Origin of the sequence: Pedobacter duraquae, assembly GCF_004362245.1 — a bacterium.
Lineage (GTDB): Bacteria > Bacteroidota > Bacteroidia > Sphingobacteriales > Sphingobacteriaceae > Pedobacter > Pedobacter duraquae.
Map to the genome: position 1 here is coordinate 253,446 of NZ_SNWM01000005.1, position 25,092 is coordinate 278,537.

The following is a 25,092-nucleotide window of genomic DNA, read 5'->3' on the forward strand; positions in this document are numbered from 1 at the left end:
ATTCGCTCCCTAATCTAGTTAATTGGTAAATTGATGAAAGTCGCGTTGATAACGGGTGTAACAGGTCAGGATGGAGCATACCTTGCAGAATTTTTGCTGAAAAAAGGCTACATGGTTCATGGCCTGAAAAGAAGATCGTCGTTGTTTAATACAGATCGGATTGATCATTTATACCAAGACCAACATGAGAACAATGTGAATTTTAAGCTTCATTTTGGTGATTTAACGGATTCCACTAATCTGATCAGAATTATTCAGGAAACGCAGCCTGATGAGATTTATAACCTTGCGGCGATGAGCCATGTTAAGGTCAGTTTCGACACACCAGAATATACGGCTAATGCAGATGGTATTGGGACATTAAGACTGTTGGAGGCTATCAGAATTTTAGGATTAACAAAAAAAACGAGAATTTATCAGGCTTCAACTTCGGAGTTATATGGACTTGTTCAAGCGGTGCCGCAAAGTGAAACCACACCCTTCTACCCGAGATCACCTTATGCTGTAGCTAAGATTTATGGCTACTGGATCACGGTTAACTACCGGGAGGCTTATGGAATGTATGCATGTAATGGAATACTATTCAATCATGAAAGCCCGTTAAGGGGAGAAACTTTTGTTACGCGGAAAATCACTCGTGCCGCAGCAAAAATTGCTTTGGGACTTCAAAAATGTTTGTACCTGGGGAATTTATCTGCACAACGAGACTGGGGGCATGCCAAAGATTATATAGAGGCTATGTGGTTAATTCTTCAGCAAGAAAAGGCAGAAGATTATGTGATTGCCACAGGTGTTACTACAACTGTCAGGGATTTTGTTAAAATGAGTTTCTCAGAACTGGGGATTGAGGTTGAGTTCAGCGGTAAAGATGAACACGAGCGTGGAGTCATCATCGATGTAGATCAACAATTAGCATCTAGTTTGGGTTTGAATATTGATAAGTTACATATGGGCATGGAAGTGGTTCGTGTTGATCCAAAATATTTCAGGCCAACTGAAGTTGATCTTTTATTGGGAGACCCTACGAAGTCTAAAACGCAGCTTGGTTGGGAACCAAAGTATGATCTACAGTTATTGGTAAAGGACATGATTCAATCGGATTTGCAGCTGATGAAAAAAGATGAATACTTGAAAAAGGGAGGTTTTAAAACTTTAAATTACTTTGAATAATAGTGTACTATCAAATAACATATAGACTAGAAGTGTTGTTAAATCTTTTTATAATTAATCATAGAAATCTTGTTTAGTCAGATTAACATAGTTCCACGATGGATCATTTTTACGCTTGATCTAATGATTTGTTTCGTTTCGTTGACGATAGCATATTTAATTAAATATAATTTTGATTTTAGTGGCATGAACTACACGGAGTTCAGTCGCAATGTTTTGATTATGGCATTGATTAATTCTGTCGTATTCGTGAATGTTAAAACATACTCTGGTATTATAAGATACACAAGTGCCCAAGATACGTTCCGAATTCTTTTTTCTGTGCTGATCAGTAATGGATTGTTTTTTTTTGTTGATATTGTTCTTGTTGCTTTTAACGAACCTATATATATTTCAGGCAGTGTTTTAATAATTAATGGACTGGCTAGTTTTCTGTTGCTTATTACTTATCGCGTATTGATAAAATACTTCTTTCTATATATTAAAAATCTGAAATTAGATAAAAAACGAGTGATGATCTATGGTGCAGGAGAAGCTGGGGTAGCGACAAAGCGTACATTTGATCATGACAATAAGGTAAACAAGAATATAATAGCATTTGTAGATGATGATGAGCGGAAGATAGGGAAAACCATAGATGGTGTTAAAATTTTAGACGCAAAAAATCTTGTCCACTTGATAATAGAGCATGAACTTGATGAGATTATTTTTGCTTCATATACTATTCCATTAGAGCGAAAAAATCAAATCGTAGATGTGTGTTTGGAGAATGATATAAAGGTTCTTAATATACCTCCACCAGATGTTTGGAGCGAAGGTAAGTTACAACCTGCACAAATTCAAAAACTTAATATCGAAGATTTATTGGAACGTAAATCTATTCAAATAGATATTGATGGCATTGGGAAACAACTGAAAAACAAGCGTATTTTAATCACTGGTGCAGCAGGATCGATTGGTAGCGAAATTGTACGGCAGTTAATTCAATTTGAAATTGGATTAATTATTTTAAATGATCAGTCCGAAACGGGACTTCACGATTTATATCTGGAGCTCGAAGAGAAAACAAAAAATCAAAATTTCCATTCTTTTATAGGTGATGTTAGAGATGAAAAGCGTATGGAATATCTATTCGCAACCTATAAGCCTCATTACGTTTATCATGCGGCTGCATATAAACATGTTCCTTTGATGGAAGATAATCCTTCAGAAGCTATAAAAACGAATGTCTTAGGAACTAAGACGATAGCCGACAAGTCGGTAAAGTATGGTGTTCAGAAATTCGTTATGATTTCTACAGATAAAGCTGTAAATCCGACTAATGTAATGGGAGCTTCAAAGCGAATAGCAGAGATTTATGTTCAGTCTTTAAACAATTCATTAACTAAACATAATTTCATTTTCAGTAACGGCCTTAGTTACATTAATGATTTAAACATAAAACCACTTACTAAATTCATAACGACTCGTTTCGGTAATGTACTAGGCTCGAATGGATCAGTAATCCCCCGGTTTAAAGCACAAATAGAAAAAGGCGGACCAGTGACTGTTACACATCCCGAAATAACACGATATTTTATGACGATACCTGAAGCTTGTCGACTCGTGCTAGAGGCCGGATGTATGGGTAAGGGGGGAGAAATCTTTTTATTTGATATGGGCAAGTCTGTCAGAATAATAGAATTAGCTAAGAAGATGATAAGGCTAGCTGGCCTAATTCCAAATCAAGATATCAAGATAGAATATTCTGGTTTGAGACCGGGAGAAAAGTTATTTGAAGAATTGCTTAATGATTCTGAGAACACTATGCCCACTCACCATGAGAAAATAATGATTGGGAAGGTCAGGGAATATGATTTTACAGATGTTGAGTCGCAGATATATTCTTTGATTGATTACGCGAAAAATAGCGATGATATGCAAGTGGTTAAGCGGATGAAGGAATTAGTGCGTGAGTATAAAAGTAACAACTCAATTTTTGAAGAGTTGGATCGTAAATTTTAAGATGCCTATAATGAGTAGAAAACTACTAGCTATCATTTTTCTTTTCGGAATTTTAGGCTGTAAAAAAAATGTTAGAAGTGAGGTCGAGGTATATACCAATGATTTCGAAAGCAATAAACTGGAAGATATTTATAATGGGCAAATCGAGGCTTTTGACGGCGGACATGTGCTTGGAAGATATAATAATCAGGAATTCCAACTTTTGCTTAAAGATCTACCGAAACATTCAATGGTTGAAGTGTCGTTCGACTTGAACATACATGACTCGTGGGACGGGAATACTACGGTGGAAAACAATATTGGTGGACCGGATATATGGAAATTGAATATCGATAAAAATAATTATATAACTACGACCTTTTCAAATGGTTATTGCGATGTAGGCGTATTCTGCGCCCCTCAATCTTATCCAAGCAATTATTTAAATAGCAATAATAACCCCAAGGCCGGGGCGTCTAGAACAGACCTTCCAGGAGTTTGTCACGATGCGGGTGTTATTGGTGGAACTACACAATATAAGATCACAAAGACAATAAAGCACTCAGAAAGTACATTGTTGATTCAGTGTATGGATGAACTAATTCAGAAAAATACAGAAGACAAGAAGTGTGATGAGAGCTGGTCTGTAGATAATGTCAGTGTTAAAGTGATAGATTTATGAGGATTTTGAGGACTATAGTTTGCTATCTTGGATTACTGTCTTTTGGATATAAGGTTAAGGCGCAATCGTTGCCGGTTGGATCCGTCGGGGTAGAAGATTATTACCGTCGCGCGCAGCTACTTGGAGTCCTAGACTCAAATATTTCTTTTACTGTTAGGCCATTGTTTAAGGCTGGATTAAAGGTTAAAGATATTCAATATCCAGATCTAAAGGAAGTCCGGTATAATCTTCTTAATACGGAGTCGGCTTTCAGATCGAACGATGGTAAAATCAATGGCTTGATATTACCATTGAGTATGCAAACACAATTTAACTCCCACCACCCATATGGATGGAATGATGGGGCCATGATTCCGGCAAAGGGATTTCAAACAGTTATAAGTGGAGGATTATTCGCTGAATATGGTCCATTAAGTATTCAGTTCAAGCCAGAACTTGCCATAGCAGGGAATTCTGCCTTTGACACCTTTGATAAAGATCATTATGATATTATTGTAGCGCGATATTATGATTTTTATAACAACATTGATCTTCCTGCTCGTTTCGGCAACCAGGAATATAGCCATGCTTATTGGGGTCAAAGTAGCATACGATTAAATTATAGTTCTTTATCTGTAGGCCTATCAACTGAAAATCTCTGGTGGGGACCAGGTATGCGTAATTCACTCCTGATGAGCAACACGGCACCTGGATTTAAACATCTCACTTTAAATACAGTAAAGCCTATTAAAACTCCTATCGGATCTTTTGAGGGACAACTTATTGCTGGGCGTCTTGAGGGTTCTGGCTTTGGACCACTTGAGCCAAACCGACAATATTTCTACAGTGATCTATATTTACCAAAACCAGACGACTGGCGATATTTAAGTGGTATTGTTTTTACTTACCAGCCAAAATGGGTTTCAGGATTATTTCTTGGATTTACGCAAACTCGCCAGATGTACAGTAAGGACTTAAACGGATTTTCTGATTATTTGCCATTTTTTTTACCTGTAAAAGCTGTTAATGCTGATCAGCCGATTAATAAGCCAGATGAGAGAAATTCTATATTTATGCGGTGGTTATGGCCGGCTGAGCATGCTGAAGTATATTTCGAATTTGGACGTAATAATTTTTCTGGGGATTTTAGAAACAATTTATTAGAACCCAATACATCCAGGGCGTATATTTTTGGATTGAGGAAAATGCTGCCGTTCAACAGACGGACTGACGAAAATATACTAATTGGCGTCGAGGTTACACAGCTTGCAGAAACTTTAGTTGATAAGGTTTTATCGGCTTCCGGGTGGTACACAAGTCCAGGTGTGCGACATGGGTACACGAATAGAGGAGAAGTTTTGGGAGCGGGGATTGGACCTGGAGGTAATTTGCAATCTTTGGATGTAAGTTGGGTTAGAGGTATTAAAAGACTTGGTTTACAAATCGAGAGGTATGTGCATAATGATGATTTTTATTATTATGCTTATCAGGATACTAAAGACTTCAGAAGACATTGGACTGATTTGAGTATAGGGGCTAGTGGAGAATGGAATTATAAGAATTTAATTTTCAATGCTAAACTACAATATATTAAATCCCTAAATTATCAATGGTATTTACTACAGCAACCAGGAGAACCATATATGGTAAACGGTAAGGATGCTAATAATTTGCAAATACAAGCTGGTGCAACTTATCGGTTTTAATCTTGCTGAAACTGTTTCTTTCTAAACATCATTAAAAACAGCGCTGTAAAAAATCCTGCAAGAACTACTCCTGTAAATATACCTGTAGAATATTTAAGTTTGTTTTTCTTTAACGGTGTATCCGGGCTGTCAATTACCTGAAAGGTTGGAGTTTCCTGCATCAACATTGTTCTGCTAACCTCTAGATTTTTAATGATTTCAGAATAAATAGTTTGTAATACGCGTTTATCTCTTTCCTGCAGCTCTGCACTAACTCCAGCTGTAGTATAAGCAGGGTTAAGATCGAGCATTACGCTATTTGCTGCAGATGCAGAATATGTCTTTTTATTAAGGATCCGGCCAATGCTGTCTGCTCTTGTCTGCAAGCGGTCGACATTGGTTCTAAGTTTCTTTGTTTTTGTTGCAATATAAAAATCACTAGCTTCATCAATCAGTCGGTTGCAGAATAGCGCTGCCAGTTTCTCGTCTTTCATCGTGGCATTTAAAGCAAAAAAACTTAGTTTTTTGTCTGGTTTGTTTACAGAAACATCTTTCTCACCAATACGGGTAATCATATCCTGCAATAAACTATCCTGTAACCTTGTGTAATTTTTTGTATTACCAGGAAAGTTGATAGGACCTTTCGCTTCTTCCAATTTTTCCCACTTGCTTTTTAGCTTATTAGATTCAGCATAGCGATCAGCAAGTGTATAATTAGGATCCTTATCAAAGGGGCTAAGCAAGGTTTGCTTTAGCATTTTAGAGCTTACCAATAGTTGAAGTACGTTATCACCAGCCAGCACGCCGCTACTGCCTCCGCTCGCTAAACCGCCAATATCAAATCCCATTTGACTAGCTAAGCCCGATAGTAACGATCCGCCGCCTTTACTATCTTCTACAATGAAAGTTAGTTTCGCAGTGTAAGTGACTGGCCATTTCCATGCAGTGAGCGCGCCAAATAAGCCTCCTAGCAAGCAGAATAATATAATTTTAAGTCTATGCTTCCATAGATAGTTAAAGTCTTTTAAGCGCGTTAAAACAGATTGTTTGAAAGAAAAGTCTTCTTCCGGCTCTGTGTTATTATAATTAGGTTTTTCTAAAACTGACATTTTATTTAACTAGGATTGCTATAAGTGTCACCAATGCACCGATAGCGGAGGTTATTGCAGATATTTCACCCACACCTAGCTTCAGCTTAAATGTTTTTTCTGGAACAACAATTTTACTTCCCGGGGTTACAGTTGGATAATTCCTGAAAAAGAGAAAATGTTTTACAGGCTGATTTGTACCATTGGCATATTGAACATAAGCACCTTTCAATCTCGCGTTTTCCTTAGTGCCACCTGCAGCGTTAGTATAGTATTTGAAGCTACGACTAACGTAATTTAGTAATTGAGGGTTATTTACCGCACCCACAACCTCTACAAAAGGGGTTTCCCTTGGGATATAAACACTATCCCCGGCCATAAATATCATGCTGCTTTTTACCTGTCTTTTATCCTGACCAGTGAGGTCGATATCTACCCGGGTACCATTTCTGTAAATCTTTGCATTGGCAAGAGAGCCCACTGGGGTTATCCCTCCAGCACGTATAATAAACTCATTTCCCGTCTCATCTCTACGTTGAACCGGGTAATCACCAGGGAATAATACTTCCCCACGGATTCTTACAGAGCCCAATGTCCTATAATTGACAAGTCTTGGGACATATAAATAGTCAAGAGGCTCTAAAGGAAGGTCACCTGCTGAGGAACTCAACGCAGAATCCAGATTCACTGTGATGATTGTTAATAATTGATTAGACACAACATCAGATGTGTTTTTAACTAGTCTTGAGATTTCCAATCGATGGCTAGCTGCGTCATTGGTAAAACCACCAGCCATGGCAACAGCGTCTCCAACAGTCATGCCTTTTCGGTAGGTAAAGTTACCCGGCATTCTAACAAATCCGCCCATCGTAATCGAAGACTCATCCTTAAGATCCTGAACAGAAAATATCATTACTGAATCTTCACGAAGAAGTGGGATATCATTAGAGCCAGATAAGAGTTTGCTTAGATCAAAAGGGATCATCAACTTATCCAAGTTGGGGGATATTCTTTTAATGTATCCTTGATTAAGAGATGCATCGTCACGGAGACCATCTGCTTTAGCGATCAGTGACTTAAGTGTTGTGTTTGGAGTAAGTTCAAAAGTTCCGGGCCTGTATACTGCTCCTTCAATTACAACTCGATTTGCAAACCGGCTCAACACAGCCCCAAAATAAACAGAGTCTGCATTGCGCAATACAAAACGATCGAATAGATCTGCAGGGATATCTTTCACACTTCTTTCTTTATTTGTTATCTGAGTAACTTTAGCAATATCTCGATAGGCTAAGTCACTGAATCCACCTGTATACGTGATTAAGTCAGACAGAGTTTCTGCATTTTTCAACTCATACAATCCCGGCCTTTTAACCTGCCCATCAATTGCAACACGTTTAGTATAAACAGGGATGCGGATCACATCCTGATCTTGAAGACTAACATTTCCTTCCAATACACCGCGTTGGAGAAATGTGTAGAAATCCACAGTTTTAATCACCCGGTTACCTCTAATCACCTCAATGTTTCTAAGAGATCCACCAGGAGCGGGACCTCCGCTTAAGTATAAAGCATTAAAAAGGGTTGATAAGGATGACAATGTATATGTTCCTGGTTGCATCGCTTCCCCTATAACGGTTACTCTAATACTACGTACTGAGCCCAGATTTACAGTTAATTTTGTTTGTCCGCTGGCTAATGCAGGATATACCTTTTGCATCTTTTGTTTGATCAGGTTAGTAGCCTGTTCTATCGTGTAACCGTTTAGGTAAACCAATCCGGCATTGGGGATTTTTAAATTTCCATCAGGACTTATCTTTGCAGTTACGCTGGTTTCATTTAATCCATTTAATAGAACGACAACCTCGTCATCAGGACCTAATACATATCCTTTTGGAGTAGCGAGCCTGAGGTTCGGTTCAAATTTCAGGTTCGGATTACTGAAGAAATCAGAGCCGTATATTTTTGATGGTTTAATTACCGGTTTAGGGCTAACTACTGGGGTGGTATCACGGCCAACCTTCAACTCTGGTTTTTTTATTGATACCGTAGCATCGGATTTGCCTTTGCCTCCGGCCTGAACCTCACTTAAACGTTTTTTGAACTTATCTGCTTCGGTAGGATCTAGGCCCCTATCAATGAGCATTTTCATAGCAGCATCTTCAGACAAACCGGAGGCCTCAAACTTTGCCCATATAGCCAAAATCTGTTGGTCGGAAAGCTGATCCACTTTTACTTTGCTGATATTGTCTGTAGATATGGTTTGTGCCGAACCTCTGAAATTAATCAGGGTTAATCCAGTAAACAATATAAAAAGTATGATTTTAAAACGCATGCAGATAGGTGTTAGCTTTTGGTAGTGGTTGCAAATATAAAGTAATAATATTTCAGGATATAAATTCTTTTTACAGCCCAAATCTCACGTTCAGCTGAACTTGCTGAATTTTTTGGTTCCCCTGACTTAATATATTATTCTCCGTATTCCAGAGTACATTTCCTTCTACATATAAATTGTTAAACCATTCGTAGGATGCTTTAAACTGTACCTGGGTATCAGCTCGAAGTACAGTTGACAGGAATTGGGGCTGTGGAAGCGCAAAATACTGATCCAACAAAGATCCCGGATCACCTTTTCTTGTATGTTGTACAAATAAGCTTGTTTTTAAACGGGCCACTGGGGTATATTTTATATAGCCCATAAGTCGGTCGGCATTTGCCCCCATCCAATCACCCAACACATATTTTTGACTTGTGTAGTTCTGTGAAGGAACTAAATTCTGATATGAAAATGGATTGATCCTCGTATATTCGGCTCCAAGGGTGAGGTAAGGCACAAATACATCTGTTATAGATCCGCCGAAGTTAAATCCGATCTGGTTTCTGCTTTTGGATCTATTAAACGCATCTCCTAATCTGATCTCATCAATAAACAGCGTAGCATACAGATGCGTGTTTTTTAAATGGTCTCTTGAATTTGCCTGAAGGAAAAATTGACCGTTGGATCCAGTTGTGATTTTATACCGACTTGCATATTGATCGTACACTTTAAAAAACATTATCGGAATAAGGTAACCGGCTTCGAGATTGCCGCTGTAAATCATTGATTCTCCTACACTTAAAGAAAGTCCTTTTGTAGGGAAGAATGTAAGGCTGTGGGAAGCCATAAATTTAGGAATATAAGATTCTCTATAATTGCCGAAGATGTCGTTGCCTTTGTTATAAGTTCTTGTAGAATCTATGATTGCAGATTGAAGGAAGGCATGCGTATAGTTGAAACTCAACCATTTTAAAGGATGGTAATCCAGTCTGATAAATGGATAGGCGGGAGCTTTGTCGGATAATACCACTCTACCATTTTCTCCATAGCCATAGGTAAGCTGATCTTGTCCTACACTGATCAAGCCGTTATTCCAGCTATAACTGATATATCCTCTGAAATTACTATAATTTAAAGATTTTGCATTCAGGCTTTCCGTTTTGATAACTCCAGTTTCAGGCGTGAAGATTCTGAGACTATCAATCCCCTTCCCGCGTTCGGTATTATCCTGAAAAGAAAATTGAAAAGCGAAGTGATTGCCCGCATGACCCCAGAACTCCAATCCGTTGGCCAATTTGGAACGGTTGCCAGGTGTAGATGCCGTTCCTGTGAAGGATAATGAGGGATCTCCGTTTAATAGAAAACCATCTTTGCGAACTGATAGAAAACGCCATCTCCCGACCTGATCTTTTTTAAAAAAGGTGGTTGTGTCTTTTAAGCCTTCATTAAATTCCGCAAACTCTTTTTGATAAAATGCCAGTTCTTTTTGTTCTGTTGCGCTAAGTTTAGACAGGTCCTCCTGAAGTACTCCAAGCTGAGTTGCAATCTGCTTCCTGGTAATGGGCTGGATGAGATCCCGAAAGGCAATGTTTCCTTTTTGTGCCTGGCGCGAGAGAAAATCATAAACCTGGTGTTTTGGATTTTCGAATACCGCCTGTCCTTGTGATATAAAGGGAAACATCAAAAGTATTGAACAGAGCGTAATCAGAATATAGGAGCGTAGTTGTTGCATCATACGGTTGTTTTTTGAGATACTGTTCTTAAAATGGCATCATGAAATGCCTTGAGGGAATAATGGTTCCGGATTCTTCCGGCTGCTTGCAGACCCATTGTTTTTCTTTTGCCCTCAGCGATAATAATGCCAGTAATTTTTTTTGCTGCTTCGACAGCATTGTTATAGGGAATCAGGATGCCCGTTTCTCCATCCAGGATCATCTCCGTTGCACCACCATGATTAGTCGCCACAACAGGTTTTCCACTGGCCATAGCCTCAAGAATCACTGTTGGAAAAGGGTCAGGCAGGATAGAAGGCAATATGAAAATATCTAACGAATTCAGGATGTTGGCAATATCGGTTCTATAACCGAGATTAGTGACCCGTCCCTGAAGGGCTGGGTTTAATAAGTTATTAGTCAGCTGTTCATAAAGGTGTTCGTTACCCGGATAAGCATCGCCAACCATGATAAATTGTAAGTTTGAATGATCTTTAAGCAGCACCGAGGCCATCTCTAGAAAGTAGTCCTGTCCTTTCCAGTTATTTACCCGGCCAATCATTCCTATCAAGAGCTGGTCTTCCGGGATTTTTAACTCCGTCCTGAGTTTGCCCATCGTGTTTTCGAAGGAGGTGGTTTCAATTCCATTGTAAACACGTTCCAATTTTGCAGGATCTACATATTTAGCCCAATGATTTTTTACGGCTTCAGATACTACGATAATCTGATCAGTATATTTCTTAAACAGATATGCAATCAGTTTAACAAAAGGCATTGGCTTTAAGGTAATCTCATGCACGTGCCAGATGTGCCGGATTCTTTTTCGCTTTGCGAAAAAGGCACCAATGAGGACGCCAATGGTATTTGAATAAACCAGGTCTATTTGTCTGCCTTCGATAAGGTTGCTCAAAGATTTCCATGCAGCAGTTGAAACTACCATTCTGTTGAGAATTCCCTTAGGATTCATATATTTATGGCGGAGTATTCCTAGCCTGATGATGTGAATTTCTACGCCAAGCTTTTCCAGCTCGGGAACTAAGGGGCCGTCTTCCGACAAAACCAAAATGGGTGTGTGTTTCCCCTCTTTAAGAATCTGTACGACAATTAATAAAATGCGACTTCCGCCATACAGATCAGACGTGTTATTGAGGATTAGGATATTCATATGGAAGGACGTATTTTAATTACGCGGGCAGGAACTCCGGCGACCACACTATAGGGAGGGACACTTTTTGTAACAACGCTTCCAGCAGCAATAACTGAGCCTTTACCTATGGTTACTCCAGCCAAAATGACCGTATTTGCCGCGATCCAGCAATCATCTTCAATAATCACAAATTCACGTTTTACCCCCTGTTTCATTATAGGAAGATCGGGGCGGTCGTATAAGTGGTTCTCTGCATAGATACTTACCCTTGGCGACATAATCACATTATTTCCAATTTCGATGTAACCTGAACAGCCTATGTATGCATATGGGCCTATACTTGAATTGTTTCCTATTTTCAAACCTACACCGATTTCTGAACCATATGCATTAACCGGTCTTATAATCGCATATTTTCCGATCGTTACCCTGTCGCCTGCAACAATACCCTGGTGCGCCATACAGTTTACCTCCGCGTAATCCTCGATGATAAAATCTTTACCAACAGATAAATGTCGAGCATAACGAACAGAAACTCCTTTGCCTACCAGCACCATGCCTTGTGAACGTTTGAAGAATAGCCTATGCCAGGTTCCCCTCCATAAAAAGAAAGATAATCTAAATAAAGTTGTTAGAATATCCTGTGTTTTCCAGTCGCCTGGAAAACGTTCTTTAATGAAATTTAAACGTCCCGAAATTAAACTCATAAGCGATTGCTGAGTCACAAAACTATTACTTTTTTTCTAATTTGCTTTTTTTGAAAATCTTTACTAATTCCAGAGCAGTGATTTTCCATGCAAACTCAGAAAGACGCCGGTTACCTTTTTCAATAAGTTCTATCCTTTTTTGTGGGTTGTTGAGGAGGAGTGTGATTTTTTTATAGATATCCTGCACATTAAAGGGGTCAAAGCTAATTACTGCATCTCCACCTACTTCTGGCAAGCAACTGTTATTGGCGATCAGTACGGGAAGCTGATGGTCAAAAGCTTCTAATATCGGGATCCCGAAGCCCTCATTGATGCTGGGAAATATATAGAATAACGCTTTTGAATAATAAGTGCCAAGTAGCCCGTCCGGAACATATCCAGGGAAGATTACCTGTTCTTCCAGCTTATGTAAAGCGATGAAATTTTGAATAGCGACTTTGTCATCCATGTCCGTTTTAGGACTAAACTGTCCGATTAGAACCAGTTTAAGCCCAGGGTCGTCAATCAATACTAAAATGAATGCCTCCAGAAGTCTGACAATATTCTTTCGAATCTCCATCGTGCCCACATGTAACAGGTATCTTTGTTGGAGTACCGGAATACTGGAAGTATCTACTGGGTCGATGTCTTTGATTAATGTTTTAGGCCCTTCAGGAATGGCTACTATTTTTTCTTTGGGGATGCCAGATAGTTTGGCGATAGTTTCTTTCGTGTAATCAGTTGGCGTAACAATCCGATACGCCCTTTTCGCGGATGATATTCCAAAATATTTAAAAAGAAATAACCATGCTTTATTGTAATGTTCAGGATACTCAAAAAAGAAAGCATCATGGAGTACCGGCACAGTTTCATATCCTAAATGAATGTATGGGACAAAAAAATCGCTACAGAAAACGATGTTGCAGCCATGTAACCAGGCTTTAATCGGCAAAATGAGTTGTTTCCAGAGGATGAAACGAATATGTTCTATCAGTTTTAGGAATTTATTTTTACCTGTATATACCGGAAAATTGGTGTCGAAAAAATAAAAGCGTAGCTCAGCGTCCTCCAATAGTTTGAATTCTCTTACCAATTCTTCAAGGTAAGTTCTTGCACCCGTTTTTGCGATTCGGAGATCCCTTATATCAATCCCTATTTTTAACATTGAACTCCCATAAATCAGATCAAAGATACAAACTGAATTTAAGGAGGCAAAGTTTAAGAAGCTTGGTTTAAAAAGCTATATTTGCGCACACATCAAAAAAAATACATGCAGCTTGCAATCGTAGGTATCAGGGGTCTCCCAAACACATATGGCGGTTTCGAAACCCTTGCTGAAAATTTGGTGCATCACCTTTCCAAAGATTTAGATATTACTGTATATTGCTCCTCAAAGGATATGGAAAGCCGGATGGACACTTTTGATGGCGCGCGATTGAAGTACATCCCTGTGACTTCACATGGTGCGTTTGGAATTATTTACGATAGTATCGCGCTTGTCAGGGCTGTACTGAAAAACGATAAAGTTTTGTTTCTGGGCTTCGGCGGAGGATTTGTGGTTCCATTTTTGTGGAGGTACAGGTCAAAACTGATCCTAAACATTGGCGGACTTGACTGGCAGCGTAGCAAATGGTCTGGGTTTGCCCAAAAAATAATTAGAAAAGCGGAAGCATTGTTAATGAAAAACTGTGGAACTCTTATTTCAGACAATGTTGGCATTCAGCAATACATACAAGAAGAGTACGGGAGAAGTAGTACACTGATTGCATATGGTGGTGATCAGGCTATTGCACAAGAGATTCTTCCCGAACACTTAACGATTTATCCTTTCTTATCAAGTCCCTATGCATTTGCGGTGTGCAGGATTCAGCATGATAATAATATCAATATGATTTTGGATGCTTTTGTAGAAAATCCGCTCATTCCGCTTGTACTGGTGGGGAATTTTGTTGATTCAGAATATGGGATTAAAACTAAGAGTGACTATTCTGCAGAACAAAATTTAATATTACTGGATGCAATTTACGACAGAAAACTCCTGGATGTATTGAGGAGTAACTGTACACTTTACATTCACGGACATTCTGCAGGGGGTACCAATCCATCACTTGCCGAAGCCATGTATCTGGGGCTTCCGGTTTTTGCCTTTGCATCTGGGTACAACGAACATACTACCAACTATCAGGCGCTTTATTTCCGAAACCTGACTGAATTAAAGGAATTAATACGTGCCTATTCATCTGTTGATCTGGAGGAGATGGGGAACTCATTGCGGGAAGTCGCTGTAAAAGCTTATCGCTGGAGTACAATAGCAGATCAATACAAACAACTGATTTTAGATTGAAAATAAAACTACACTACACTATATGATAAATGTTGCTTTAATTGGTGCAGGTAAAATGGGATTATCGCATTTGGCTATTTTGGGAGCTCACCCTGAAGTCAAAGTTGTTGGCGTTTGTGATACTGCGAAGTTAATCACGGAAGCGCTGACAAAATATTCCGGATTTAACTGTTACACTGATTATTTGGAAATGATCGAAGAAGTTAAGCCAGACGCAGTCTTCGTTGCTGTTCCAACCAAACTACACGCTCCAATAGTAGAAAAACTGATTGCTAAGGGCATTCACATATTTGCCGAAAAACCTTTTGGCCTAAATCCTGAAGAAGGGATTCCACTGGTTAAAATGGCGAAAGAACACAATATTGTGAATATGGTAGGATATCATACCAAATTCGTGGGGACATTTCAGGAGGTTAAGAAAATCGTAGACCTGAATTTAATTGGTGATATATACCATTTTCAAGCAGAAGCGTATGGCCCTGTTGTAATCAAAAATAAACAGAATAACTGGCGTGCTGATCCATCGGAAGGCGGTGGTTGTTTAATGGATTACACTTGCCACGTTATAGATTTGCTTAATTATCTGATCGCGCCTGTAACGGAAGTATACTCTAGTATCATTAAACCTATATTCTCTTCGCATGTTGATGATGCAGTATATGCTTTGATGAAATTGGATAATGATGTTACCGGAGTTTTGTCTGTTAATTGGAGTGATGAAACTTACCGTAAAATGTCGACGTCTATTACGATTATAGGGACAAAGGGTAAGATCATATCTGATGCAAGTGAACTTAAAGTTTACTTTAAGAATGAATTTGATTGCCCTCCAGGATATAGTAAGGGATGGAACGTTAAAAACGTAACCGAACTAACTGAAGATGTTGACTTCTACTTGAGAGGTGAAGAATATTCGGCTCAGATCGACTATTTTATTCAGGCAATTATGGGTAAAACGGAAAATAATATCAACACATTTGAAACCGCTTGTCAGACTGATCAAATTATCCAGATGATTAAGCAAAAAGCAGTAGCACTTTAATATGGAAAGAATTTTATTTGGAGATAATCAATTTTTTGCGGTAAATCACATATCTGACGAAAAATCTAGATCACAAGCGATTCGTTTCAAAAGTGATGAGGCAATTGTAAAAACCCTGGATAATGCGATGGAAAGTGGCGTAAATACATTTATGTGTACCACGCATGACCGTATTGGGAATATTTGTGGCGTAATCCGCAATAATCCAGAGAAATATAAAGATTTCAAAATTTATCCATGTATGCCTTATGCACACAAATATGCTAACGCAGTAACAGAGCTTGGTATTATGGGAACATTAAAGGCATTTGTTCCTGGTAATTTTCTGGGGTCTATGTTCAAAGGTGGAGTAGCATTTTTATCTAAAGATTATATCTCTATGATGGAGTTGCTGATTGATGCAGAAATGAAGATGTTTAAGGGGATTAATACTCCTGTTATTTTTCTTCAGAACGTAGTAACTGACCTTTTGCTGGGATTGAATATGACCGATATTCTTGTCGGATTCTATAACCATGTGAAGAAAAAATACAATGCAGAGGCTGGTTTTATCACGATGAATATGCCGAAGTTGTTACAGATACTTGAGGATGCTGGGATACAAAATCCTATTATTTGCTCCTCTATAAACAAGTCAGGCTTCAGGATGTCAGGAGGAAGAGCATTATACGAGAAAGTTCTGGCTGAAAAGAAGTTCCGTCCTATTGCAATGCAAGTTTTTGGTGGAGGTGCGATACAGGCCAAAGAAGCATTGGAATATGTTTGTAGTCTCCCTCAGATCGAATCTATACTTTTTGGTGCTTCTTCCAAAGCTAATATTGAAGATACTGTTTCAACTATTCATGCCTTTGATTCAAAGCCTGCGATTGCTGAAGCTGAGCATTAACATCAATAATAGATTTAGAAGTTTGTTTTTCTGAGATCATTTGTACAAGTAATCCCGATAGAAACCAACTCAGATAGCTGATGTAGCTATATGATTCGAATTCTGCAGTTAATAATGGAATAATAAATCCTACTTTCATCAGAAGGAGTGTAAGACAAACTTTACGCTCCTTTCCTTTTAATTTTGGATACCATTTCAGACTCATCCGAATTAGTGAGATTAAAATACTTGCATACAAAAATGCGGTTAAAATCCCTGCCTGTACACCCAAAATTATGAATTGGTTTTCTCCTCCTGTAGTGCTGTTATTGGACATGCCAACCCGTCCGGATTCGCCAAGACCAAGTCCGAACGGATTTTTGATTATTGCATCTATACCCTCGAGCCAGGCAACAATATGCCCTATACTGGATGGATTCGTGAATGTTATTGTTTCATATATGAATTCGTAGAGATCGGGATGGACTACAAAAAGGAAGAATATAAAATAAATTATCCCTGCTATAATACTAAAATGTATAAAGTTTAGGAGACGTCTGTTTTTCGTAACCCAAGCGTAGATATAAATCATGATGAGATAGCTTGCCAGCGATGCCCTGGATACCGCAAGCAAAATGGTAAACTGGGTTGTTATAATCGCGATTATCCCCAAAGTATTTACTTTCAGCTTGTTTTCTGATGTTGTATAAAGACCAGCTATGACAGCCAACGCGACTAGGGTAGCTGCTCCAAATTCAAGTGGGTTAGCGAAAAAACTAGCGAAGCGTTTAATTCCTGTAGAAGTTTCAAAGGTCCAAGACAAGCCGTAATTGCCTTCAGGATCCTGGTTGTAGTAATAGAAATTATAATCTGCATAACCTGTTAATGTTTGCAGTTGCTGATCAGTCATTAACTCGAAAAATAGCACGCCTGCGGCTAGAATGATTACAATAAGGATGTAATTGAAAGCTTTGTTAATGGAAATCTCCCTAGGATTAAAAACCCGTCCGGCTAAATATATAAATGTAAAAAACGAGCTACTTTTAAAAGCAATAGCCTTGTCAAAAAATGAATTTGTTCCGATTGGTAAAAAAACATACAGCAGCGTTACAAAAAAGTAAGAAAGAACAAGATAGTCAACAGTTAGAACCTTCATTCTTTTCTTGAGATCCCAAACGCATGTTCCAATCGTAATTAATACAAGCACCTCTTTAAAGGGCAGCATAAAAGGAACAAGACTTTTAAATCCGGTATTGAATGCCGTTGACAGACTAGTGATATAAATGGGTAAACCAAAAATCAGGAAAATCATGATCCCCTCTTTATTACGGTTGAATAGTTGCTTAAGTGCGTAAACAAATACTGTGAAATAAATTAGCGGGAAAATAATCATTTGTTAAAGATATATAAACTTTCGGCATGGCCTGATATACCATCTTTGATACCGAGCAAGAAAACCTTAAACTTACTGATCCGCCACCTCAACAAAAAGTAGATAAGAACTGCAGAAAAATAAAAAAAAGTATATGGATAAGCTGTCAGCTTTTGCCAGGGATTTAGAAATTTTTTTATGATCCATATCCTATTTCGTGCGTTGTGATAATGCACATGGTGATTCATACTACCTTCCTTTGACTTTTCGCCTAATTGAAAGGCTCCACCAGCGATATGGTAAATCACACTGGTGGGTAAATATGTCAATTTGTAACCAAGACGCTTAATCCTGAAGGATAGATCTGTGTCTTCATAATACATGAAATAACTTTCGTCAAGAAGCCCGGAAACAAGCAGGAGTTTTGTCCTAACCATAAAAGCACAACCTGTAACGCTGTCGACTTCTTTGATTTGATCGCTTCCGGCATCAACATGTTTGTTATAGCCGTAAGTTGTGGCCTTTCCCAACCATGAATTGAAATATGAGCCTCCATTCCAAAGCAGGCTCCTGTCATGTTCGAAATATATCTTAGGCTGGATTACCCCTACCTCCGGATGTTCTTCCATATAATCAACCAGGAGATTCAAGAAATCAGGTTCAACGGTCGTATCATTATTTAATAAGATTGAGTAATTGAAATCGTGTGAGATCGCATATCTTAATGCGAGATTATTTCCGCCAGCAAATCCGCTATTTACATCACTCTGGAGATAGATACATTCTGGAAACTCTTCTTTTAATCTTTGCCCTGATTGGTCTGCAGAGGCATTATCGACTAAAATAATCTCGAAATCCTCAAATACCATTTTACGTAAAGAACGTATGCAGCCGGCAGAGACATCGTAGCTATTCCAATTTACCAATATAATTGCTACCGCTTTACCCATATGTAGATTTCATGATTATCTTATGCTTCTTTACTAAAATATGATACAGTGATAGTGCGGTAAGCTCAATGGCTAATGTATAAACTCCATACCATTGGAAAGAATTGCTTTTTACCAGAAAAAAAGAAGCTCCTATAGATATGAGTAATAAAATCGTGGCAATTTTAAATATCGTGGTTCGATCATTTCTTAGTAGCAGGTCAATAGCATTAAATGAATTCCAAGCAGCGACTATTGGTACAAACGCCATACTTCTAAGCAATGACACTGCAGTTGAATTTACTTCTCCAGATACGATATTGATTGCCAACGGTGCGAGAAAAAACAATGATAAAGATCCACAAAGAAATACTCCGGTGATCGCGTAGCGAATTTTTTTCATAAAATCATACCAAAGCTGGGTTTTTTCATGGTAAAGCTGTGCTGCTTTTGGATAGATTGCGTTTGAAATTGCAATAATCAATATACGAATAGATCCAATGATTTTGTCAGCGACGGAATAAGCACCCAATTCTGAAGGAGTGCCCCATCTCCCGATTGCAAAAACCATTAAAGACTGTTGAAGCTGAACCGAAACATCGTTCATTGCGAGGCTGAAATTCTGTCTTATTAATAACAATTGAGCAGCGGGTCTGGGCAAATAGAATTTGATTTTATTTTCCGACAAACCATAAATCAAGAGGCATAGGTAGGAAATTAAACTTGTCGAACCCATGATGAAATTTACCCACACGGCGTCTTTCTGGCCATGGATAAATAGTATTACAAGAACGATCATCAGTGCTTTGGACAACATGTTCGTGATATTGTAAAAACGCAATTTCTGTATTCCAAGGAAAAAAAACAGAGGATTAAATACCTCTGATAATACAATGGGGATAGCAAACAGTATAAAACGGTAATACTTAACGTTAAGTAAATCTATTGCTAATATCAAAATGATAAAAAAAATAAACATAATTAACCTTACTGCAATGGTAGTATAAAAAACCTTGCTGACAGATTTAAGGTCATGGGAATTTATGGCTATATCTCTGACGGCGGATTGATTAGTGCCGTAGTTAATTAAAATTGCAAATACCCATGCGAAATTGTAGGCAACGTTGTAATAGCCATATGCACTAAGTCCAATCAAATGAGTAATAATTGGGAATATTAAAAATCCGAGTACAATATTTGATAATTGAATACTACCCATATTCAGAAAGTTTGAGAGTATGGGAGTTCCTTTTATATTTTGGAGTGATTGATTTATGATTCGCTTCAATATCTTAATTGTTACAACTTGACGTAATCTGTTGGTAAATTGATGGCTAAATATCGGACATTTATTAGCAAATTGATGAATGTGGGCAGAGTGAAATTAATAAATGTGTTTTCAATTTATTGGTTCTGATTTGGAAATTAACATCGCGGGTGTGTTAGTTCAGTGACAATAACTTGTTTAATTGGTATATCTCTTAATTCTTATATTTAGCGAACTTTTAATTGTTTAATAATCAAATGACAAAAAAATACATCCGTAATATCCGGTTGAGTTTCGGTATATCAATACTCATTCTCCTGATCAGCTCTATCGCTTCGTATTTCAGCATAACCAAGTTATTGGAGAGTGAAAAGTGGGTTTCACATACTTTTCAGGTTATAGATAAATTAGATTTTATTGTCTCCAGAATGAAAGATGCCGAAACGGGTCAAAGGGGGTTTTTATTAACAGGCGATAAGGTGTTTTTGGAACCTTATACAGGATCACAGAATGAAGTTGCAGCGGCATTAGAAGCCGTATCGGGATTAACAATCGATAATTCGGTTCAACAACAGGATATTCCCGTTTTGGAGCAGATGATTGACCAGAAGTATACCTTGATTAAAAAGACAATTGTCGATAAAGAGCGTGGCATACCTGTTACTGAGCCGATCTTACTTCAGGGTAAAGAGATTATGGATGGGATAAGAGTTCAGGTTATAAAAATGGAAGTGGCAGAAAATCAGTTGTTACTTAGAAGACAAAAAGAACTGAAAAAATTTATCACATATACTCCAATTTTCGTTGCTATAGGAGCAATACTGTCATTGCTCATTACAGGATTCTTTTATAACCGCATTCAAAGAAATCTGGACGAAAACAGCAAGTTAGAACAAGATCTGAATGTAAAGAATCAAACTACGCAAAAGGAGATAGAAGAAATAACAAAGATGGCGAAGAAAATATCAGAAGGTAATTACAGTGCCAGAATCGATAATTCTGATTCGTAATAACACAACGATCGATATCTTTGCCCACTTATTATAAAGAACTGTGAAATCGGAAATTCAAAGAATACAAGAGGAGATTGCTCCATTACGTGAAGCAATTATCAACCATTCAGTATACAACAACATCAATACGCTTTCGGATCTACGGATATTTATGGGATACCATGTATATGCGGTCTGGGACTTTATGTCACTTTTGAAAGCGCTTCAAATTAATTTAACATGCGTTAGCTTACCGTGGTTTCCTATTGGCTCAGGAAAAATCCGTTCATTAATCAATGAAATCGTAGCCGGGGAAGAATCTGATTTGGATAATACTGGAAATCAAATGAGCCACTTCGAATTATATCTGGATGCAATGGCGCAATGTGGAGCTGATACCAAAGGGATAAACGTATTTATAAACAGCCTAAGAAATGGATCTGATTTTGATGAGGCCTTTCGGGCGGCAGGTACGCCACTTGCCGCACAGGATTTTGTAAACTTTACATTTGATGTGATCAATACTGGTAAGACCCATTCTCAGGCAAGTGTATTCACATTTGGCAGGGAGGACTTAATTCCAAATATGTTCACTACTATGGTAAATGATTTGAATAAGGCATTTCCCGACGAACTGTCTATTTATAAATATTATCTGGATCGACATATAGAAGTTGATGGAGACCATCATAGTCAGTTAGCCCTTGACATGACGGCAGAGCTTTGTGGTGATCAAGAAATCTTTTGGGATGAAGCACTGGAGTATACAAAAAAAGCACTGAAACAGAGAGCTGCTTTATGGAATGGTGCCCTTGAGGATATCCTCATTAATAAGCAGTCGTTAATTTAGGCCAGTTTCTATTTTTTCAACTCAAATTTTTCAACCAGAATATTTATTTGATCGTTAAGGTGAACGGTATCTCCAAATACCTTTACAGGATCTCCTACATTTAGCTGCGTATAAGCCTTTTCCAGTCGCATAATACTCATGGTTATAATGTAAGTTTTGCCGTCTTTACCGGTGAGGGTGGCCATATAACCATCTTTTCCGGGCACAGTAGCTTTTACAATTCCTTCAGCAGTAAAAGGTTGTTTTAAGTCGACGCCGGGTTTAGTAGCTGTATCAATATGTTTTGTGTTGCTGTCGGTTATCTGAGAAGATTGTGTTTTGTCTGACTGCTGGCATGCTGGCAAAATTCCTGTACCTATTAGCAGGAGGGCCACCAAACTATATATAGTTTTTTTAAACGCTTTCATATGTATTTCTCAGCAAGATTCCTGCCGTTAATTGCTAATTGATAGACAACTATTTTTTTATGCCCATTCGTTTTGTTTTTGTTACATACTGATGCCTCGCTAAATCAGTTAAAACATGTATTTTCTCGAAAAATTTGATATCATTGTCCGGGATTAATTGTCAGGTTATTGTGTTGAAGTATTTTTGTGTAGGAATAATTATCTTATTTTGTTTGAATCCTGCTATGGGGCAGTATGTTTTTAAAGAAGGCACCTTGCCTGCGCAAGTCTCTTTAACTCCCTATGCGAAGATAGCCGACATTGGCCTCAATCCAATTTCTTTTACTGAGGTACAACGAAAATCTGCTCAGATAAATTTCATGCCGATCAAAGACAGGGTCGGTAATCTAGGCTTTACCAATCATATCTATTGGGTTAGATTTCAAATTCAAAATCATACACTTGATCACATCAGCTATTATTTAGAAACGGCAGAACCAGTTACAGACATCGTCAATTTATATGGTATAAGTAATGGAGGAGCTGTTGATCTGCAAAGAAGCGGCGATAAACTTGATTTTTCTGCCCGGGCACTCCCTTTCAATGCCACCCTGTTTAGGATAAAACTGGCACCAGCAGAATCAAAAACATTTTTTATGGAAGTAAGGAATGATGGTGAAAAGAATACGCTCCCTATTGAGCTGATGAGTCCCGAAATGTTATTGAAGAAAATGTATCAGGAGCAGCTGATTATGGGACTTTTTTACGGTGTGCTGCTGATTATTGTCGTGACTTACTTCTTCTTTTATTTCGCACTTAAAGAGTATTCGTTCTTGTATTATGCACTTTATGTATTTAGCCTTATTATTTGTCACGCTGCACTCGATGGTTTTTTACATCAGTATGTAACAAAAGATAACTCATGGCTTAATCTTCATGCAGTTATCTTATCTGCAATAGCAGGATCTTATTTTTTTGGTAAATACAGCGAACTCATATTAAATATCAAGGTGGATTTGCCAATTGTATACCGGATTTTACAAGGGATGTATTTGCTCCTGGGAACGATAACAGTTGGTGTAATTTTTATTCCATCATTCCTTAGTTATACTTATCCCATTGTCAATATAATTACCTTATTTGGCATGGTGATTATCGGTTTATCAGTAGTTGTCAGGATAATTAAACAACAAAAAACTGATCTGTTTTTCAGCGGCGGGCTCCTGATACTTTTTGTATGTTTCTTTTTGGTAATTCTCAGGAATTTCGGAATAAATTTTCCGACATTTTTAATGGACAACATCTCCAAAATAGGAATAGGACTGCAAATTATATCTCTATCACTTTCCATGGCCAATAGGATTTGGGTAATGAAGGTAAAGGAAAAGGAGTTGCATGCAATTGCTTTACAAAGAGCTGAAGAAATGAACGATGTAAAGTCCTTTTTTATGTCTAATATGAGCCATGAGTTAAGGACTCCGTTAAATGCTATTGTAGGTTTAACAAACATTATTGACCAGGAAACAAAGGAGCCTGCTACCAGTGCTAATCTGCAATTGATTAGGAGTGCTTCTGATTCCTTGATATCTTCTCTAGATGATATTTTTGATTTTGCTAAGATAGAAAAAGGCGAATTGCAGCTGGATCAACTGCCATTTCTACTCGCCCCTTTAATGGAAAAGGTATCCCGAAGATTTACGATCCTCGCGCTGGAAAAAAATCTGGATTTCAAAACAGATTTCAGGTTCAATACAGATATACAGGTAATTGGGGATCCGCTTCGGCTGGAGCAAATATTAAATAATATCCTAAGCAATGCAATTAAGTTTACTGTTCATGGCGGCGTGTTGTTTAGCGTATCCAGTAAAATCGACGAACAGCATAAGTTGACACTGGATATTGTAATTACTGACACGGGAATCGGAATCGTACCTGAAAAATTAGATGCAGTTTTTGAGGCATTTTCACAGGTTGAGGCTACCAATACTCGCAGGTTTGGCGGATTCGGAATCGGGCTAAGTATTGTTAAAACTTTAATTGACCGGAAAAAGGGAAAAATAACAATTCAGAGTAAATTGGGTGTCGGAACCACCTGCTCCATTTCTTTGGTCTTCCCGGTAACAGCATATCCTGCGGCAGTTCAAAACCGTTTTCCTCAAAACAGATACGATCTGCTCGGTTCAAAAATCCTCGTTGTAGAGGATAATAAGATGAACCAAATGGTTCTCAAGATGATGTTTAGTAAATGGGGGGGTACCACCGCTTCTTTTGCGGATCATGGAGCTGATGCACTTGAACAACTTTTATTGGAGGAAATTGATCTGGTATTAATGGATCTTCAGATGCCCGTAATGGATGGCTATGAAGCAACCGCCGCAATACGTGGTGGTAAAGCCGGCGATAGGAATATAATGGTGCCAATTATTGCTTTAACAGCCGATCTAATGGATTCTACAAAAAACACGGTTTTTGAGTTAGGGGTGAACGACTTTATGACAAAGCCTGTGGATCAAAAGACATTGTACGAAAAAATTACGTCACTACTTTCCTGAGAATTTAACACACCTTTACCAAAAATTGATTTATCTTGTTTGACCCA

Annotated in this window: 20 protein-coding genes; 10 read left to right on the top strand and 10 right to left on the bottom strand. The window is 38.2% G+C overall.

All coding sequences use genetic code 11. The features are described 5' to 3' along the window. Positions 1 to 33: 33 nt before the first annotated feature. The 4 genes from gmd to CLV32_RS19020 all read left to right on the top strand — a co-directional run bounded on the left by gmd (position 34) and on the right by CLV32_RS19020 (position 5,520). Positions 34 to 1,170: a GDP-mannose 4,6-dehydratase gene (gene gmd, locus CLV32_RS19005; RefSeq protein ID WP_133558506.1), complete on the top strand. Its 1,137-nt coding sequence runs from the start codon at positions 34 to 36 to the stop codon at positions 1,168 to 1,170. Between the two features lie 186 nt (positions 1,171 to 1,356). Continuing rightward, a complete protein-coding gene (locus CLV32_RS19010; RefSeq protein WP_394346180.1) occupies positions 1,357 to 3,174 on the top strand; it encodes a polysaccharide biosynthesis protein in 1,818 nt (605 codons plus the stop codon). Between the two features lies 1 nt (position 3,175). Beyond that, positions 3,176 to 3,835, top strand: a complete 660-nt coding sequence (locus tag CLV32_RS19015; protein ID WP_133558510.1) for a hypothetical protein — start codon at positions 3,176 to 3,178, stop codon at positions 3,833 to 3,835. Continuing rightward, the gene (locus tag CLV32_RS19020) at positions 3,832 to 5,520 is read left to right on the top strand and encodes a capsule assembly Wzi family protein (RefSeq protein ID WP_133558512.1); all 1,689 of its coding nucleotides are present in this window, start codon (positions 3,832 to 3,834) and stop codon (positions 5,518 to 5,520) included. Before CLV32_RS19015 ends, CLV32_RS19020 begins: the two co-directional genes overlap by 4 nt. On the opposite strand, the gene CLV32_RS19025 is transcribed toward CLV32_RS19020, so the two are convergent. The 6 genes from CLV32_RS19025 to CLV32_RS19050 all read right to left on the bottom strand — a co-directional run bounded on the left by CLV32_RS19025 (position 5,517) and on the right by CLV32_RS19050 (position 13,611). After that, a complete protein-coding gene (locus CLV32_RS19025; protein ID WP_133558514.1) occupies positions 5,517 to 6,608 on the bottom strand; it encodes a GumC domain-containing protein in 1,092 nt (363 codons plus the stop codon). The two genes, CLV32_RS19020 and CLV32_RS19025, sit on opposite strands and share 4 nt — an antisense overlap. Position 6,609: 1 nt before the next feature. Next, a complete protein-coding gene (locus CLV32_RS19030; RefSeq protein WP_133558516.1) occupies positions 6,610 to 8,919 on the bottom strand; it encodes an SLBB domain-containing protein in 2,310 nt (769 codons plus the stop codon). Positions 8,920 to 8,989: 70 nt separating this feature from the next. Further along, positions 8,990 to 10,636, bottom strand: a complete 1,647-nt coding sequence (locus tag CLV32_RS19035; protein WP_133558518.1) for a capsule assembly Wzi family protein — start codon at positions 10,634 to 10,636, stop codon at positions 8,990 to 8,992. Next, complete coding sequence (locus tag CLV32_RS19040) at positions 10,633 to 11,778, bottom strand: glycosyltransferase family 4 protein (RefSeq protein ID WP_133558520.1); 1,146 nt, start codon at positions 11,776 to 11,778, stop codon at positions 10,633 to 10,635. The genes CLV32_RS19035 and CLV32_RS19040 overlap by 4 nt, the downstream gene beginning before the upstream one ends. Beyond that, positions 11,775 to 12,467 carry an acyltransferase gene (locus CLV32_RS19045; RefSeq protein ID WP_133558522.1) on the bottom strand — a complete coding sequence of 231 codons (693 nt, stop codon included), beginning with the start codon at positions 12,465 to 12,467 and terminating at the stop codon, positions 11,775 to 11,777. The genes CLV32_RS19040 and CLV32_RS19045 overlap by 4 nt, the downstream gene beginning before the upstream one ends. Positions 12,468 to 12,492: 25 nt before the next feature. After that, the gene (locus CLV32_RS19050; protein ID WP_133558524.1) at positions 12,493 to 13,611 is read right to left on the bottom strand and encodes a glycosyltransferase family 4 protein; all 1,119 of its coding nucleotides are present in this window, start codon (positions 13,609 to 13,611) and stop codon (positions 12,493 to 12,495) included. A 105-nt stretch (positions 13,612 to 13,716) separates the two neighbouring features. Here CLV32_RS19050 and CLV32_RS19055 point away from each other — a divergent pair, with 105 nt between their 5' ends. Genes CLV32_RS19055 through CLV32_RS19065 form a run of 3 tightly spaced genes read left to right on the top strand, consistent with a single transcriptional unit; the run spans position 13,717 to position 16,718 of the window. Then, positions 13,717 to 14,790: a DUF1972 domain-containing protein gene (locus tag CLV32_RS19055; RefSeq protein ID WP_133558526.1), complete on the top strand. Its 1,074-nt coding sequence runs from the start codon at positions 13,717 to 13,719 to the stop codon at positions 14,788 to 14,790. Positions 14,791 to 14,812: 22 nt separating this feature from the next. Next, positions 14,813 to 15,832 (top strand): Gfo/Idh/MocA family protein, encoded by a 1,020-nt coding sequence (locus CLV32_RS19060; protein ID WP_133558528.1) that lies wholly within the window; start codon positions 14,813 to 14,815, stop codon positions 15,830 to 15,832. 1 nt (position 15,833) lies between these two features. After that, on the top strand, positions 15,834 to 16,718 hold the full coding sequence (locus tag CLV32_RS19065) for a hypothetical protein (protein WP_133558530.1): 885 nt from the start codon (positions 15,834 to 15,836) through the stop codon (positions 16,716 to 16,718). Here the strand turns inward: CLV32_RS19065 and CLV32_RS19070 are convergent. Genes CLV32_RS19070 through CLV32_RS19080 form a run of 3 tightly spaced genes read right to left on the bottom strand, consistent with a single transcriptional unit; the run spans position 16,669 to position 20,286 of the window. Then, positions 16,669 to 18,090, bottom strand: coding sequence for an O-antigen ligase family protein (locus CLV32_RS19070; RefSeq protein WP_133558532.1), 1,422 nt, complete (start codon positions 18,088 to 18,090; stop codon positions 16,669 to 16,671). The genes CLV32_RS19065 and CLV32_RS19070 overlap by 50 nt on opposite strands. Then, positions 18,087 to 19,019 carry a glycosyltransferase family 2 protein gene (locus tag CLV32_RS19075; RefSeq protein ID WP_133558534.1) on the bottom strand — a complete coding sequence of 311 codons (933 nt, stop codon included), beginning with the start codon at positions 19,017 to 19,019 and terminating at the stop codon, positions 18,087 to 18,089. Before CLV32_RS19075 ends, CLV32_RS19070 begins: the two co-directional genes overlap by 4 nt. Beyond that, positions 19,012 to 20,286, bottom strand: a complete 1,275-nt coding sequence (locus CLV32_RS19080; protein WP_262711529.1) for an oligosaccharide flippase family protein — start codon at positions 20,284 to 20,286, stop codon at positions 19,012 to 19,014. The genes CLV32_RS19075 and CLV32_RS19080 overlap by 8 nt, the downstream gene beginning before the upstream one ends. 236 nt (positions 20,287 to 20,522) lie before the next feature. Between CLV32_RS19080 and CLV32_RS19085 the strand changes: the two genes are divergently transcribed. Next, positions 20,523 to 21,275 (top strand): CHASE3 domain-containing protein, encoded by a 753-nt coding sequence (locus CLV32_RS19085; RefSeq protein ID WP_133558538.1) that lies wholly within the window; start codon positions 20,523 to 20,525, stop codon positions 21,273 to 21,275. 43 nt (positions 21,276 to 21,318) lie between these two features. Then, a complete protein-coding gene (locus CLV32_RS19090) occupies positions 21,319 to 22,107 on the top strand; it encodes a DUF3050 domain-containing protein (RefSeq protein WP_133558540.1) in 789 nt (262 codons plus the stop codon). 8 nt (positions 22,108 to 22,115) lie between these two features. Here the strand turns inward: CLV32_RS19090 and CLV32_RS19095 are convergent, their stop codons facing one another. Next, the gene (locus CLV32_RS19095) at positions 22,116 to 22,514 is read right to left on the bottom strand and encodes a hypothetical protein (RefSeq protein ID WP_133558542.1); all 399 of its coding nucleotides are present in this window, start codon (positions 22,512 to 22,514) and stop codon (positions 22,116 to 22,118) included. 224 nt (positions 22,515 to 22,738) lie between these two features. Here CLV32_RS19095 and CLV32_RS19100 point away from each other — a divergent pair, with 224 nt between their 5' ends. Then, positions 22,739 to 25,045, top strand: coding sequence for a hybrid sensor histidine kinase/response regulator (locus CLV32_RS19100; protein WP_133558544.1), 2,307 nt, complete (start codon positions 22,739 to 22,741; stop codon positions 25,043 to 25,045). Positions 25,046 to 25,092: the final 47 nt, after the last annotated feature.

Coding starts and splice junctions, on each gene's coding strand:
- CLV32_RS19045 (WP_133558522.1), bottom strand. CDS start 12,467: ATGAGTTTAATTTCGGGACGTTTAAATTTCATTAAAGAACGTTTTCCA.
- CLV32_RS19035 (WP_133558518.1), bottom strand. CDS start 10,636: ATGATGCAACAACTACGCTCCTATATTCTGATTACGCTCTGTTCAATA.
- gmd (WP_133558506.1), top strand. CDS start 34: ATGAAAGTCGCGTTGATAACGGGTGTAACAGGTCAGGATGGAGCATAC.
- CLV32_RS19075 (WP_133558534.1), bottom strand. CDS start 19,019: ATGGGTAAAGCGGTAGCAATTATATTGGTAAATTGGAATAGCTACGAT.
- CLV32_RS19050 (WP_133558524.1), bottom strand. CDS start 13,611: ATGTTAAAAATAGGGATTGATATAAGGGATCTCCGAATCGCAAAAACG.
- CLV32_RS19060 (WP_133558528.1), top strand. CDS start 14,813: ATGATAAATGTTGCTTTAATTGGTGCAGGTAAAATGGGATTATCGCAT.
- CLV32_RS19010 (WP_394346180.1), top strand. CDS start 1,357: ATGAACTACACGGAGTTCAGTCGCAATGTTTTGATTATGGCATTGATT.
- CLV32_RS19025 (WP_133558514.1), bottom strand. CDS start 6,608: ATGTCAGTTTTAGAAAAACCTAATTATAATAACACAGAGCCGGAAGAA.
- CLV32_RS19085 (WP_133558538.1), top strand. CDS start 20,523: ATGACAAAAAAATACATCCGTAATATCCGGTTGAGTTTCGGTATATCA.
- CLV32_RS19095 (WP_133558542.1), bottom strand. CDS start 22,514: ATGAAAGCGTTTAAAAAAACTATATATAGTTTGGTGGCCCTCCTGCTA.
- CLV32_RS19055 (WP_133558526.1), top strand. CDS start 13,717: ATGCAGCTTGCAATCGTAGGTATCAGGGGTCTCCCAAACACATATGGC.
- CLV32_RS19030 (WP_133558516.1), bottom strand. CDS start 8,919: ATGCGTTTTAAAATCATACTTTTTATATTGTTTACTGGATTAACCCTG.
- CLV32_RS19100 (WP_133558544.1), top strand. CDS start 22,739: ATGGGGCAGTATGTTTTTAAAGAAGGCACCTTGCCTGCGCAAGTCTCT.
- CLV32_RS19040 (WP_133558520.1), bottom strand. CDS start 11,778: ATGAATATCCTAATCCTCAATAACACGTCTGATCTGTATGGCGGAAGT.
- CLV32_RS19020 (WP_133558512.1), top strand. CDS start 3,832: ATGAGGATTTTGAGGACTATAGTTTGCTATCTTGGATTACTGTCTTTT.
- CLV32_RS19015 (WP_133558510.1), top strand. CDS start 3,176: ATGCCTATAATGAGTAGAAAACTACTAGCTATCATTTTTCTTTTCGGA.
- CLV32_RS19065 (WP_133558530.1), top strand. CDS start 15,834: ATGGAAAGAATTTTATTTGGAGATAATCAATTTTTTGCGGTAAATCAC.
- CLV32_RS19070 (WP_133558532.1), bottom strand. CDS start 18,090: ATGATTATTTTCCCGCTAATTTATTTCACAGTATTTGTTTACGCACTT.